This is a genomic window from Microbacterium sp. P5_B6 (genome assembly GCF_056400345.1).
In genome coordinates, this window is the sequence record NZ_JBFULL010000029.1 from 1 (window position 1) to 14,004 (window position 14,004).

General features: G+C 66.4%; 11 protein-coding genes. 9 read left to right on the top strand and 2 right to left on the bottom strand.

The features are described from left to right. The 9 genes from AC1DP3_RS17275 to AC1DP3_RS17315 form a co-directional block, all read left to right on the top strand. Positions 1–476: GntR family transcriptional regulator (locus AC1DP3_RS17275; protein WP_477295438.1), on the top strand; the 476-nt coding region annotated here is incomplete at its 5' end. A 660-nt stretch (positions 477–1,136) separates the two neighbouring features. Beyond that, positions 1,137–2,087, top strand: a complete 951-nt coding sequence (locus AC1DP3_RS17280) for an amidohydrolase family protein (RefSeq protein ID WP_477295440.1) — start codon at positions 1,137–1,139, stop codon at positions 2,085–2,087. Then, on the top strand, positions 2,084–3,154 hold the full coding sequence (locus tag AC1DP3_RS17285) for a sugar phosphate isomerase/epimerase family protein (RefSeq protein ID WP_477295442.1): 1,071 nt from the start codon (positions 2,084–2,086) through the stop codon (positions 3,152–3,154). Before AC1DP3_RS17280 ends, AC1DP3_RS17285 begins: the two co-directional genes overlap by 4 nt. A gap of 7 nt (positions 3,155–3,161) precedes the next feature. After that, positions 3,162–4,613, top strand: a complete 1,452-nt coding sequence (locus AC1DP3_RS17290) for an FAD-binding oxidoreductase (RefSeq protein WP_477295444.1) — start codon at positions 3,162–3,164, stop codon at positions 4,611–4,613. Continuing rightward, positions 4,610–5,677, top strand: a complete 1,068-nt coding sequence (locus tag AC1DP3_RS17295) for a sugar phosphate isomerase/epimerase family protein (protein WP_477295446.1) — start codon at positions 4,610–4,612, stop codon at positions 5,675–5,677. The genes AC1DP3_RS17290 and AC1DP3_RS17295 overlap by 4 nt, the downstream gene beginning before the upstream one ends. A 52-nt stretch (positions 5,678–5,729) precedes the next feature. Beyond that, the gene (locus tag AC1DP3_RS17300; protein ID WP_477295447.1) at positions 5,730–7,013 is read left to right on the top strand and encodes an ABC transporter substrate-binding protein; all 1,284 of its coding nucleotides are present in this window, start codon (positions 5,730–5,732) and stop codon (positions 7,011–7,013) included. Between the two features lie 76 nt (positions 7,014–7,089). After that, positions 7,090–8,328: a M24 family metallopeptidase gene (locus AC1DP3_RS17305; protein WP_477295449.1), complete on the top strand. Its 1,239-nt coding sequence runs from the start codon at positions 7,090–7,092 to the stop codon at positions 8,326–8,328. Positions 8,329–8,622: 294 nt separating this feature from the next. Then, positions 8,623–9,612 (top strand): ornithine cyclodeaminase family protein, encoded by a 990-nt coding sequence (locus AC1DP3_RS17310; protein WP_477295451.1) that lies wholly within the window; start codon positions 8,623–8,625, stop codon positions 9,610–9,612. Between the two features lie 410 nt (positions 9,613–10,022). Further along, positions 10,023–11,270 carry a hydantoinase/carbamoylase family amidase gene (locus AC1DP3_RS17315; RefSeq protein ID WP_477295455.1) on the top strand — a complete coding sequence of 416 codons (1,248 nt, stop codon included), beginning with the start codon at positions 10,023–10,025 and terminating at the stop codon, positions 11,268–11,270. 283 nt (positions 11,271–11,553) lie between these two features. On the opposite strand, the gene AC1DP3_RS17320 is transcribed toward AC1DP3_RS17315, so the two are convergent. Continuing rightward, positions 11,554–12,018, bottom strand: coding sequence for a DUF5597 domain-containing protein (locus tag AC1DP3_RS17320; protein WP_477295457.1), 465 nt, complete (start codon positions 12,016–12,018; stop codon positions 11,554–11,556). 427 nt (positions 12,019–12,445) lie between these two features. Further along, positions 12,446–13,603 carry a tyrosine-type recombinase/integrase gene (locus AC1DP3_RS17325; protein WP_477295453.1) on the bottom strand — a complete coding sequence of 386 codons (1,158 nt, stop codon included), beginning with the start codon at positions 13,601–13,603 and terminating at the stop codon, positions 12,446–12,448. Between the last annotated feature and the right edge of the window lie 401 nt (positions 13,604–14,004).

Sequence of the window (14,004 nt, forward strand, 5' to 3'; positions counted from 1 at the left end):
CGCTCGAGGTGCTTGCCGCTCGTCTTGCCTCGAAGCGCGCCGACGAGGCATCCTTTGATCGGATTGAGCAGGTGCTTCTGGGCGCCCGCGAGGCAATGCGTTCAGGGGATGAGAGAGCTGTCGTGGAATCCAACGTCGCTTTCCATGAGGCGATGGCGGAGCTCACTGGCAACGCGCTGCTGATCGGCCTGGTCCGTGGCATCCTCGGAAGAATGGAATGGCTCTTTCGCTTCACGGTGGACCGTGACATGCGAACACAGTGCGAGGAGCATGAGGACCTCTTCAGGGCGGTCAAGGCCGGCCAAACCGAGCTCGCTGGATCGCTCGCTTTCGCCCATGTCGCCAGCGGGCGATTGCCATCGCTGGAAAAGATTCGGCTGGCGAAGGAATTCTCTCATGCAACCGAGGCGAATGGCGGCCGCAGCCCGGCCCAGTCCGCCAAGCCTGCGGACCCCGCCACGGTAGCTCCCGCCTGACATCCCGTGGAGTCGGCGGCGTGTGGGACGCATCCTCCGCTGCCGAACGTTTGAATCGGCTTCCGACCAGTCGCGATCCTGCCGGCGACGATCCGTAATGTCTCCCCCAAGGCCCCTGCGTAAGCGCCGCGGTCTGTTGGCTTTCGGAATACCGTATACCGCCCGGTGGGTTCCTGTAGAGGTTGCCATCTCGCGCAGGACCGAAGCTGCGCTCCCGTTCGGATCTGTAGCGTCCTATATCGGCGGGGGTCCTGGGGTCGCGCGGTCGGCGGGCGCTGCGCGCGCTCGGTGATTCGAGCCCCGTCTGCGGTCGAACTGATCCTCATCCTCATCATCGCGGCGTCCCCGTTCTTCCAGCAGCGAAGGACGGGCGATTGACGGCGAGAAGACCGGCATGCCCCGTGTCAGGGTCCTCTGCGAAGCGTGAGAAGCCGCCAATGGGAGCCGTCGGAAATTAAGCGATCGCGAACATTCACCTCCACCCAGACGAGGGAGCCCATGAAGTAGCACGACGGCCGAAGCGGTCCCGATGACCGAGCACGCTATAAGCGTTGTCGATGCACCGTATAGCTCTCATTACTTCCGTCGATGTTGTCCACGCTGGGCACCTGTGGCATGTTGTATACCAACAGTCCACACCCTTGAGAGCGGAGCTGTCGTATGACACTCATCGACGTCCACCATCACCCGACCCTGCCCGGGCTCATCGCTGAGCAGGAGCGGCGGGGGATCCCGGTCTTCCGCGGTGGGCCCGCATGGAACGCCGAGATCGCACTTGAGCAGATGAGCATCACCGGGATCACCTTGTCGGTCCTTTCGACGCCCGGTGACCTATCGTGGGCCGGCGGCGATATCGCCGCGGTCACTGAGGACGTAAACGACGAGCTCGCAGAGATCGTGCGTGACGCGCCCACTCGATTCGGCGCATTCGCCACTCTGCCACTGCCCGATCCCGAGCTCGCGACCGCCGTCGCGGTGGCGGCCCTCGAGGGAGACCGCTTCGAGGGCGTCTCCATGCTGACGAGCTATCAGGGGGCATATCTCGCGCAACCTGAGTACACCGACCTCCTGCAAGAGCTCGACGCGCGCGATGCGGTCGTGTTCATGCATCCCATCCTCCTGAGGGACGCACCGGCCGGCCTATCGCCGGCGCTGTTGGAGGGCACATTCGACACCACGCGGGCTGTTACCGCATTGGCCGCCGCGGATGCGTTTGCACGCTTTCCGCGAATCCGCTTCATCTTCCCGCACACGGGCGGCATGGTGCCGTACATCAAATGGCGAATCGCGATGTACGCCCTGCAGCGTGGCGACTGGAACGTGGAAGTGACGCCGGAGGGCCTGGAGGCCGAGATCCGCAAGCTCGACGGGCTCTACTACGACACGACACTGAACCTCGGGCCGCTCCTCGAGCTTGAGCGCACCGATCGCATTCTCTTCGGAACCGACATTCCGTGGGCGAACGAGTCCATCCTGCCGCTCGAGCGGGACTACGCGATCGAGGTGCGAGAGAACTGGACGGCTGAGCAGGTGGCGGCGGTGTCGAGCGAGAACGCTCTGCGCATTCTTCCCCACGTCAGCCGCCGCCTCGGCGTCGAGGTGCCGCGATGACCCGCATCGGCTCGGACATCAGTCTCAGCCGCATCGGCGACATGTGGGGACGCGGCCCAGCGCTGCTCGACGCGCTGCACGCACAGGGACTCGAGGGGGTGAACATCCGTACGCTCACAGATCTGTCGCCCACTCTCGACAGGGGCGAGCTGAATGACTTCCGTCAGCGCGCCGACGAACTCGACATGTACGTCGAGATGGGTGTCGGCAAGATCAACCCGTACATGACCGCCGAGTTGCCGGCGGTGCGAGCTCTCGGGGACGGAGACTATCTCGCCGGCATGGAGCGGATGTTCGCGGCGTGTGCCGACATGGGGTGGACCACGCTGTGGACGGCCTGCGCCGGTGTCAAGGAGTACGCCGCACCTTACGACACCGACCGCGCCCGTAGGGAGGCGCCGTGGCCCGACCAGTTGCGGGCGATAAGCGGCCTTCTCGACAAGCTGCTTCCCGCGCTTCGGCACTACGATCTCGTGCTTGGCGTCGAGACCCACGAAGAGATCACAACGCATGAGCTCCTGCGGGTTGTCGAAGCAGCCGACGATCCACACGTGGGCATCTGCCTGGATCCCGCAAACCCCATCGCCCGAGGTGAAGACCCGCGCGCCGCGGTCGACCGCGTCGCCCCGCACGTCGTGAGCACGCAGCTGCGTGACATTCGCATCTTCCCTTCTCCGGACGGTCTCGGACTCACCCGTTTCCTCGGCCCTTGCGGCGAGGGGCAACTGGACTGGAGCGGGACCCTCGGCATCCTGCTCACCGCCCGCCCGGATCTCAATCTCACGATCGAGGGTGTCGGCGGCTGGTCCGGACGCAGCGACGTTCCGCTCTCGGACCCGTTCTGGCGCAGTCTGCATCCCGACCTGGACGACGGCGATCTTGCGGTGCTCCGGGACCTCGCCGAGGAATCTGTGCAGGCCGCAGTGGAGGGCCGTGGGCCGACGTTCTCCGACCTCGACGTCTTCCACCCCGATCAGCGCGCGGCGCACGACGCCTTCATCGCCCGTTCTGCCGCACATCTGCGCTCGGTGCTCGCCGGGCACACGGCATCCGTTCCCTCCCGATAGGAGCATCATGTCCTCAACCCTCACCCTCATCCCCATCGAGCAGCTTTCAGACGCCGTCGAGTGCGTAGTTCTTTACCCGGGCTCGCCTGAGTACGACCTCGCCCGTCGACTCTGGAACGCTGACATCGATCGCATCCCCGCCGCGATAGTGCGCGTGCGCAACGCGGAAGATGTGTCGAGCACTCTCCGATGGTCGACCGCCAACGGGTACCCGATCACCGTCCGCAGCGGCGGCCACAATCTCGCCGGGACCGCCGCCATGGACGGTGCGGTGCAGATTGACACCCGCCTCATCAATGACATCGAGATCGACCAGCGGGCCGGGCTCATCCACGTCGGAGGCGGTTGCAACTGGGGCCAGGTCGACCGTGCATGCGAGGGTACCGGTCTCGTGGTGCCCGCCGGCGTCGTCTCACACACCGGTGTCGCCGGGCTCACCCTCGGCGGAGGCTTCGGCTACCTCGCCCGTCAGCACGGAGCGACGGTCGACCACCTCGAGTCCATCCAGGTCGTCGTCGCGGACGGCAGCATCCTCGAAGTGAGCGCGACCTCGCACGCCGACCTCTTCCGCGCCATGAAAGGCGCCGGCCACAACTACTCCGTGGCAACCCGCTTCACGTTCCGGCCACAGCGCCTCGCGGGCCTGGCGACGGTGCGCCTGGCGCTCTTCGCCGCGGACGACCGCCGCAGCATCATGCAGCGTTTCGCCGAGCGCGGCATCGGGATGCCGTCGGAAGTCGGCACCTACCTGCGCCTCTACCGTGCGCCGGAGTTCTGGAGCCAGATCCCCGCTGAACACAGGGGGAAGCCGATCCTCTCGCTGGCCACCATCCGCTACGGCGACCCTGCAGACGAGCCTGCCGCGACTGCGCCGATCTTCGAAGGCTTCACGCCCATCTACCTGGACGTCCGCACGATGCCGCACGTCACGCTGCAGCACCAGACGGACGACGAGTTCCGCTACGGGCTTCGCCACTACTGGAAGCACACCTTCATTGAGGAGCTCACTGACGACGCTATCGACACGATCATCGAGCACGCGGACCTCTACCCGGGCCGCACGCTCAACTCGAGCGCGTACATCTCACACCAGGTGATGTGCCCGTTCGAGATCATCGCGGGGCCCGGCACGGCCCGCGAGTCGCGCGACGACTCACTGCCCAGCGGCCGTGTACTCAACTACTCCGCCAACATCGGGGCGGACTGGGAGTACCCATCCGAGAAGGCCCCGCTCGTCGAGTGGGCGCGGGCATTCTCGGACGCACTCGCTCCCTCGAACCGGGGCACGTACATCAACTTCACTTCGGTGCAGGGCGATGACGCGGTCGCCCGCGCTGTCTACGGCGAGAAGTACGAGGACCTCGCGGCGACGAAGAAGCGCTACGACCCCGAGAACGTCTTCCGCCGGGGCCTGGTGGACCTGTCGGACCCCGGTGATGACGCAGGCGCGGACGCATGACGGCCATCCGTATTGGCACCGACTCCACCAAGCTGCCGGGTGCCTTCACACACGACGCGCTCTGGGTGATCGAACGGGTGGCTGAGCTGGGGCTGGAGGGCGTCTTCTTCCGCGACATCCTCGACCTCAGCGCGACGCTGGACGCCGGCGAGCTCGCCGACGTGACCGCCGCGGCACGTGAACGCGGTTTATACCTCGAGGCCGGCGCCGGCAAGGTCAATCCGTTCGCCATGCCGGAGGACGCCACGACGCGCCGACTCGGTGACGGCGACTGGCTCACCGGCATGACTCGCAAGCTGGAGGCCGCCGCGGCGTGCGCCATCGAGGACGTGTGGGCCGCCACGACGAACTACCAGTTCCGTCTCTCCGGCCTGCGCGCGTGCGACCGGTTCCGCACCGATGTGTCGTGGCCGGAACAGCTCGCCGCGACCGCGGGAGTGCTGAACATGCTTGCGCCGGTGCTGCTGGACCTCGGGCTTCACCTCAACCTTGAGACCCACGAGGAGATCTCGAGCTTCGAGGTTGTACGGCTGGTCGAGGAAGCGGGTCCCGACGCATTCGGTATCACGTTCGACTCCGCCAATGTCGTCGTCCGCGGCGAGGATCCCGTCGCGGCCGCCAGCCGGGTCGCGCCGTACACCCGCCAGACCCATCTGCGCGATGTCGTCCTCGTGCGCAACGAGCACGGTATCGGCCGGCTCATCGCACCGATCGGCGAGGGAGTGATCGACTGGGACGAGATGCTGGCAGCGCTGGCATCTGCGCCGGTCGAGCACTATTCGATCGAAGGCGTCTTCCCCGGCATGCGCGAGAAGCCAGGCAGCGAGATGTCGCTGTTCGTCGACGACGCCGAGTGGCGTTCCTCGCACGATGACCTGAGCGACGAGGAACTCTCCTGGGCTTACCGCCACGCTGACGCCCCCACCGCTGACGCCGCTCGTGTTGAGGAGAGGCTGCGTGCCACGGTGACCGACGCGGCTGCGACCGCGTTCATCGTGGACAGCGCAAGCCGCCTCCGCGACCTCGTGTCCGCCCGAACACCGCGGGCTTCTGCGGCCGCCTGAAACCCAACAACCCGTAACATCCCAGCGCTCCACCCGACCGAAAGGCACAACAATGGCAAGACAACACGTTGCACGACGGGCGCTCGCGCTCACCGCCACCGTTTCCGCGGGCGTTCTCCTCGCCGGTTGCGCCGGTTCGGCCGATGTGGGGGAAAGTGAGGAACCACAGACGATCACGTTCGCGTACTCGATCGCGGCAGAGGGGCAGGACTGGTACGAGCAGCTCGCGGCGAGCTACATGGACAGCCACCCCGATGTCACCATCGAACTCCAGAAGTACGGCCTCGACGGCTACCCGTCGCTGTTGAACACGCAGCTGAACGCCGGCAATGCCGCTGATGTCTTCTACGTCCTCTCCGGCACGGGCCAGAACCCATCAGTCGGCCCGCTCGCCGAGGCCGGGCTGGTCCTCCCGCTCGACACGGGGGTGCTGGAAGAGTCCCTGCCCGAGGCGGTGCAGCCCGGGTGGGTGTTCGATGACACGTTCTACGGCGTGCCGACCTCCGTGCAGGTGAACGGTCTCGTCGTCAACGGGCCGCTGGCCGAGGAGTCCGGGATCGACTGGAGCGCCGAGACCACCGTCGAAGAGTTGGCGGCGCAGTGCGAGGACGCCGCTAAGGACGGCCTCGCCGTGCTCGGCCTCGCCGGCGCCGTTCCTACCGCCCCCGCCATCACAGCGCTCGGCTTCGCGGCGAGCACCGTCTATGGTCCGGAGCCCGACTGGAACGACCAGCGCGCGGCCGGCGAGACCACGTTCGCCGAATCCGAAGGCTGGAACGACGCGCTGAAGGCCATTCAGGACCTCTACGACGCCGAGTGCATGCAACCCGGCGCCGAAGGCGCCGGCTTCGACGCACTGACGAACGGTGTCGCGGGCGGCACAATGCTCGCGTTCGCCGCGCCCAGCAGCGCAACGATGACCCTGTCGAACGCGTCCGGCGGCGCCCTGAAGATGGACGTGCTGCCGATGCCGGCACCTGCAGGCGTCGACCCGAAGCTGCTTCTCACCAGCACCGACGGGATCGCGGGCAACGCCAAGACGAAGAGCCCCGAACTTGTCAAGGACTTCATCCAGTGGTCGGCCGAGCCCGAGCAGACGGCGATGATGGCCGAGATCCAGGGCACGCTCTCGCTGGGCGGCGACACGGCTGACTTCCCGGAGGCCTACCAGAGCTCCCAGACGCTCCTGACCTCAGAGGGCACGCGTCCTTATCCTCCGGTCGACTGGCCGAACGGCGCCGTGTTCGACGCGCTGGGCTCCGGCGTGACCGGCATCCTCACCGGGCAGCTGACGATCACGCAGGTGCTTGAGTCGATGGACTCCGCCTGGGGCTGATCCGCCAGGAGAGGGTGCGGCAACGCGCCCTCTCCTCGCCCGTTCCCGCACCAAATACTCCAGAGAAGATGCCGATATGCCACCGTCGCAAATATCGTTTCCTCGACCAAGCCTCCAGGAGCGCGACCGCCGATGGGCGGTCGTGCGGGAGCTGATGGATGCCGAGGACCTCTCGGGTGTCGTCGCGTTCGGCAGCGCCTTTGACCGCACCGAGGTCTACCTAGCCGGTGAGGCGGTCCCCGGCGGCATCGTCCTGATTCCACGCGACGGAGACCCCACGCTGATCACCGGCGTGGGCGCAGTTGCTCTGCTGAGGTTCGACGACCAGGGCGAACGGCTCGCCGACGCACGATGGATTTCAGACCTGCGCACCGGACCCCCGCCGCCGCTCATCGCCGAGACGCTGCTCAGCGGTCACTCCGGTCGCATCAGGGCCGGGGTGATCGGGCTCGGCGGCGCCTCCCCCTTCGGCGGCGGCGTGCCGCACGGGGCTTGGGAGATGATCACCGCAGCGACGCCGGACGTCGAGTGGGTCGACATCACCCGGCCCTTCGCCGTGGCGCGGCTGGTGAAGAGCCCGGAGGAACAAGAGCTGTTCCGTCGGGCAGCAGAGATCGGTGAACACGCGAGCATCGCATTCCTAAATGCCGCGCGCGTCGGCGCACGCGAGAGCGACGTGTATGCAGCGGTCGAGGCTGAGATCACGAGGCACGGCGGCCACAGCGCGGGACCTGGGATGATCCTGCGCAGCGGCAACCCCGCCTTCGGAGGTCCGATCGAATGGGGCTGGGCCGGAGGTGAGCCGCCTATCCTCCGCCCGGGCGAGTCCATCGGAGCCGAGATATTCGCATGCTATGCCGGGCTCGAGACCCAACAACAGATGCACGTCCAATTCGGCAGCGACAGCGATTACCGGCGCCTTGCCGAGGCTGCCCGGGCCGCGTATGAATCCGGTATCGCGACTACTCGCCCTGGAGCGATGTTCTCCGAGGTGTACACGGCCATGCACGCGGAGATCGTGCAAGCCGACCTGTGGATCCGACCGCCGGTGATCCAGACGGTTTCACCCGGCATATACAACAGCCCGATGTGGGTGAACGCACACAGACGTCCGGACCTGGAGGGGTACCCGATTCCCGCTGTCACTCCCGCCGACGGCGATTTCGAACTTCGCGCCGGCATGACGTTCGCATTCCAACCTGCCGCGCTATTGGGGTTGCGGCAGGTGTGCGTGGGCGGGGCGGTCCTGGTGACGGCGAACGGCTGCGAGCCATTGAATGACATCGCCACCCGATCCCACATCGTGGATCCATAAGGAGACCGGGGACGACGCATGCTTGCGTCGTTGCGGGCGGTCGTGTCGTGGCCGCCGGCCGCATCGAAGGGTGTGTTCTTGGCACTGCGTCCAGCGTGTGCGGGGGACCTGGCCGCGGCCGCGCATGTGCCGGCGCCTCATACCGGTGGTGACGCTGGATCCCTCGAACTCCATTCCCACAGCGCCACAGGGCGGAAAGGACCACTTGATGACCCGCAGTGATGTTCACCACGATCCAACGTTGAGGTCGCCTCGCGCCTCTTCGAAGGTCGGCGCCCGATCGGGCCGCGCGCGGTGATCCGCATCTTCTCGCGGTCTGAGGTCGCCGCGCTGCTCACCCCCGACGCCGCCCGCGTGGCCGTCGCTGAGGCGCATCTAAGGATGGCTGCTGGTCGTACGACGGTCCCGGTCCCCCTCTCGGCGGCGGTTCCGGGCTCTGACGCCACCTTCCTCGGCATGGCTGCAGCCGACGCCGACCTCGGCATCGGCATCGTGAAACTGCTGGCCGATGTGCCCGCCAACTCGGCACGTGGCCTTCCTACGCAGCGCTCGGTGATCCTCGTCAGCTCGGCTGTCGACGGGCGCCCCCTCGCGCTGATCGACGGTGCGGCGGTGACCCGGATCCGCACGGCGGCCGCATCGGCGGTAGCCACGGATGCACTGGCACGACCGGACGCACGTGTGCTCGGTGTCATCGGCGCGGGCGGTCTGGCCCTACCCCACGTGGACGCGCTGCGCCGCGTACGGGCGTTCGACGAGGTGCTCGTATGGAACCGCACCGCGGGACGCGCGGATGAATTCGTGTCGAACCTCCTTGGTCGCGGCATCATCGCACGCAGGGTGGCCGAGCCGCGGGACGCCGTGGCGGCTGCTGATGTCATCTGTACGCTCACACCGTCGCGGACTCCGATCCTTCAGGGCGACTGGCTGCGGCCCGGTCAGCATGTAAACGCGGTCGGCGCACGACCGCGCCCCGATCACCGGGAGGTCGATTCCGCCGCGATCGTTCGCTCCCGTGTCTTCTTCGACAGCCGCACGGCTGCTCTCAAGGAATCGGGCGACATCGTCATCCCATTGAGTGAAGGCTTACTCAACGTTGCCGACCTCGGTCCCGAGCTAGGCGAGGTCCTCAGCGGCACCGCGACCGGGCGCAGGAGTCCTGACGACATCACCTTGTTCAATTCGCTCGGCAGCGGTTTGCAGGATCTCGCCATGGCCCACCTCCTTCTATCTGCGGCTGACGATGTCGAGCGAGCGCCGCAGTTCATCGACCTCGCCTGCTGACCCGGCCAGCCGGTATGCCAGAGGTCTACGACGAACCACCCCAACTGAGCGCCGACCGGCTTGTCGCGCTGATACCGACAACCGGCGGTACCGGAGCATCCACTGCACAAACCCACGGAGAAACCATGCCCGACACCAGCCGCGCCGAGCAGGGCAGCGGTACATCGGCACGTCGTTCGGCCCGCCACACACCCGCGTGTGGCGCATCGGCACGCGGGGCCACAACGCTCGCGAGGACACCGTCGTGAGGACGCTCTCCGCGCTCATGTCCGTGCTCGGCCGCTTCGGTATGGCCGTTCCCGCAGGCGGGGGAGCGGATGGCGCCGCCGACGTCTTCCTGGGGGCGTGACATCGTGACATCCCGCCTCGCCCTCGACCGCGACCTCCTCGCGGCCGCCGCGAGGCGGGTGATGGCGCGGTGCGACCAGCTCGCAGCGGTATCGGCTTCTGACCACTCAATCGAGCGGGTGTACCTCTCGTCCGAGCACGCCCGGGTGAATCGGCTAGCAGCCGCCTGGATGCGCGAGGTCGGACTCGAGCCGTGGCAGGACGCCGCGGGAAACCAAGCCGGACGAATCCCCTCGTCCTCGGGCGACTCCGACGGACCCGCTCTGGTGCTGGGATCGCACCTCGACACCGTGCCCGACGCCGGGCGCTTCGACGGGATCGTCGGAGTGCTCATGGCCCTTGAGGTGATCCGCCTGCTGCGGCGGCCGGGGCCGCACCGAGACCCGGCGGAGATCGCCTTGCCGTTCGCGCTGGAGGTGATCGCGTTCGCAGACGAAGAGGGCACGCGGTTCGGCAAGGCGCTCCTCGGCTCGTCGGCGGTCGCCGGCCAGTGGGACCCGTCGTGGTGGGACCTGGCGGATGCCGATGGCATATCACTTCGCCAGGCATTCCGTGATTTCGGGCTCGATCCTGGTCGGATCGGGGAGGCCGCACGTCGACCCGACGAGCTCGTGGGATATCTCGAGGCCCACATCGAGCAGGGTCCTGAGCTTCACCGACGGGGTGAGTCGCTCGCCGTAGTGTCGTCAATCGCGTCAGCCCGCCGGCTCCAGCTCGTCGTCGAGGGTGAGGCGCGGCACGCCGGCGGCACACCTTACGACATGCGTCGCGATGCCCTCCTCGGCGCTTCGGAGGCCGCGCTCGCGGTGGAGCGGATCTGCCGCGGCGAGCACCACATCATCGGCACCGTCGGCCGAATCGAAGCGTTCCCAGGAGCCGTCAATGTCGTGCCCGGCGAAGCGCACCTGTCCCTGGACCTGCGCGGCGAGTTCGACGGCGCCCGGGATCGCGTGTGGCTCCATATCGAGCGTGAGCTCGACTCCATCATGGGACGGCGGGGCTTGCGGTGGCAATCGCGCGAGGTGCACTCAGCGCCCGCGATATTCTGCGCGCCGCTCCTGCAGGACGTCATCCGGGCGGGGATCATGTCTACGCTTCCGGCCGGCGCCGACCCGCCTGCCGTCATCTTCAGCCGCGCCGGCCATGACGGCATGGCGCTCGGTGCGGTGACGGACGTCGGGATGCTCTTCATGCGCAACCCCGATGGCATCAGTCACCACCCCGACGAGGCCGTGTCGACCGCTGACGTCGCGCGCGGCATCAGGGCGCTCGCCGAATCCATTCTTCAGCTCGCGGCTGATCGGGTATGAACCACGGGCTTGAGCAGCTCCACGTACGAACGATCAGGAGAACGAGGTGACAGGTGCGTTCCGCCGCCTGCGCCGTGGCGAAGTCCGCTGAGCCGCTGGCAGCATCCGCCTGATCATCGACGAGTCGCCTTTACAGTGCTTGGCGGGGACCTGCGCAGCTGTAGTCCTTCGGGGCGAGCGTGCTCAGTGCGCCCGCCCGCTGACAGCCCCCGCGCGCGGAGTACGATCACGCGCTCCGCACATCTTTCATAGGGGCCGGCCTAAGCGTGGTCGATGATTCACCTCAGCCGTGTTGTCCGCTAGGGGCTGAGCAGATTCGTGCGGCAGTGATGGTGTTGTTGCCAAGGATGCTGAGCCGCTCGTCGCCGTTGAGGATACGTCCGTCGGTCCAGGAGCCGTCGATCAGTCGGAGCTCCTGGACGCTGTCGATCTCGAGTTCGGTGCCTTCACGTGAGAAGTCGATCATCGCGTTCTGGCCGATCGCGATGAACTCCATGGGCCCAGTGGCGAGAACGATGCCGAAGGCGCGGGCGTATCCGGGCTGCTCGCTACGACTGTTCGACGTCGTTTCGTTGGGTAGAGGAGTGGGAGCCGGCATCTGGCCCCCGATGTCAAGGAGCATCCGGGCGAAGAGCTTGGGCGCGTTCCGAACCACAACCGTGAGACCGTGCAGCGCAAACGTTGTGGCATGCGCGTCATCGGCCAGCGCAAACCCGATGATTCGACCATCTTGTTGAGCGGCCACAATCTCGCGCGAAAGCCACGAGTTGCTTCATGCCGTCGAAGAGCTGGCTGTCTGCCCGGACATCGTCGATGCCGAAGGCGTGGTAGCCGATCGCGTTGAATCTGCCGACGGCCAAGAAGACGTCGTCAGCTCGGACACGTGATGCGGGACCCTGGCCGGTTATGGTGGACAAGCCGAGCGCAACCATTCCTCGCGCAAATCGAGTTCGCCGGGTCGCCGGAACTGAGATCCATTGAGGTGACCCCCAGGTGACCCCGAGCCTCCTGAGGATGCCGATTCTCGGTGAGCGTGAAGTGTGTGGAGTGCGTCATTTCGCGGATTTGACGGCGTTTGTCCCTCCGTGCGGCCGCGATTTCACCCTGCTAAGGTGGAGTCCCCTTACGGGGACCGAGGGTTCAAATCCCTCCGTCTCCGCCACGGAATCCCCTGATCAGCTACCCTTTTCCTTGCCCAGCTTCTTGCCTTGGGCGGCTCTCAGGTTCGGATCGACTGCATCGCTTGTGTACTCAGCGTGTACCGGCGAATTGCTGTCCAAGCGTGAGATCGCCGCGATCTCCTGCTCTGCGCCGAGCACATGCGCGTAGATCCGGAGCGTTGTACTCGGGTTCCTGTGACCCAGCCACGCCGCAACTTGGTGGACAGGAATGCCCGCCTGCAGCCACGTCGACGCGGCATAGTGGCGGAGATCGTGGATCGTGTGGCCGTTTGAGGTGTGCGTCCACTTGACGTACCTGCGGAACAGGTTTCCGCGCAGCTGGAGTCCTCTCTTGGAGACGAAGAGATGCTCGCGGGCGCTGCGGTCGCCGGCCCGATGCTTCGCGATCTCGAAAGCGCGGCGTGTGAGGGGAACTCTGCGGCTGCGCTTCGTCTTCGTGCCCTTCTCCTCATACCCGTCTGACTGAGCCCGGTTTACAAGGAGCAGGGGGTACGGCAGGTCCTGCAGATGCCTGATCCGGGTCGCGCGCAGCTCTGACCACCTGAGCCCGGTAAGGCTGAGGAACTCGGTCACCTCAGCCATTGCGGCATTCAGCTCTCGCTGTCGCTCGAGCGTGTCGGCCAACTCTGCGTCGGTAAACGCGTTGATCTCGTCGAAGACCTCATTGCGTTGCTCGCCCGACGGCATCGCGACTTCGCGAACCGGGTTTCGGAGACGCATCTTCTCGCGGACGGTGTATTGGAAGAGGGCGCTCAGTGAAGTGCGGGCTCGGGAAACCGTGGAGTGGGCCTTCGAGCCGAGCTGCTCGGTGAGGTGATTCAATACGTCCGACTCGGTGATCGCGCCGATCGGCATCCTCGCCCACGATGCCGGAGTGTTGGCGAGGTTGTCTCTGTCGGTGCGCCATGTGTGCGGAACAACCTGACCCTGCCGAGCCGCGAGGAACTCATCGACAACCTCCGCAAAGGTCTTCTTGCTCTGGGTGGGCAGAATGAACTCGCCGAACTGGATTGCGCGATACTGCTCACGCTCCCACGCTTCGGCGTCCGCCTTGCGTGCAAACGTCTCTGCCGCTACGGAGCGGCCCATGTGCTTGATGCGGACTGTGTACCGCGGCTCGCCGGAACGATTGAGCCGACGCTCGATGCTCATGGCTCCAGGCCGGCGAGGCGGAAGATCTCGGCGCGAGAGTAGATCCGCCTGTGCTCCGTGATCGCAACGGGCGTCACCGGTGCGTGGCCGGCGAGAGCAAGCGCCCGCAAAGTCGTCCGGTGGATACCGAGCAGTTGAGCCGCTTGCGCTTCGCTGCAGAACAGGCACTCAGGTTGCGGACGCGGCGACTGCTCGACCGCGACGGGGGTGCTGGGTAGCGGACGTCGCATCTCTCTAGCCATTCGCAGGTCGGCCGTATGTGCTCATTCGGATCGGAGCCTGGGCTATCGTCTTCGCTAGCCTCGTTGAAATTGCTACTTGACCCTCCGAGTCGTGAAACTGGGGCGCACCGCACCTGTCGAGGTGGTCGGCAGCCTGTTCACGATCCCGTTCTATGGAGG

What these genes read in the sequence shown, in the direction of transcription:
- AC1DP3_RS17325 (WP_477295453.1), bottom strand. Translation starts at nt 13,603, where the DNA reads ATGAGCATCGAGCGTCGGCTCAATCGTTCCGGCGAGCCGCGGTACACA.
- AC1DP3_RS17280 (WP_477295440.1), top strand. Translation starts at nt 1,137, where the DNA reads ATGACACTCATCGACGTCCACCATCACCCGACCCTGCCCGGGCTCATC.
- AC1DP3_RS17290 (WP_477295444.1), top strand. Translation starts at nt 3,162, where the DNA reads ATGTCCTCAACCCTCACCCTCATCCCCATCGAGCAGCTTTCAGACGCC.
- AC1DP3_RS17300 (WP_477295447.1), top strand. Translation starts at nt 5,730, where the DNA reads ATGGCAAGACAACACGTTGCACGACGGGCGCTCGCGCTCACCGCCACC.
- AC1DP3_RS17305 (WP_477295449.1), top strand. Translation starts at nt 7,090, where the DNA reads ATGCCACCGTCGCAAATATCGTTTCCTCGACCAAGCCTCCAGGAGCGC.
- AC1DP3_RS17315 (WP_477295455.1), top strand. Translation starts at nt 10,023, where the DNA reads ATGGCGCGGTGCGACCAGCTCGCAGCGGTATCGGCTTCTGACCACTCA.
- AC1DP3_RS17285 (WP_477295442.1), top strand. Translation starts at nt 2,084, where the DNA reads ATGACCCGCATCGGCTCGGACATCAGTCTCAGCCGCATCGGCGACATG.
- AC1DP3_RS17295 (WP_477295446.1), top strand. Translation starts at nt 4,610, where the DNA reads ATGACGGCCATCCGTATTGGCACCGACTCCACCAAGCTGCCGGGTGCC.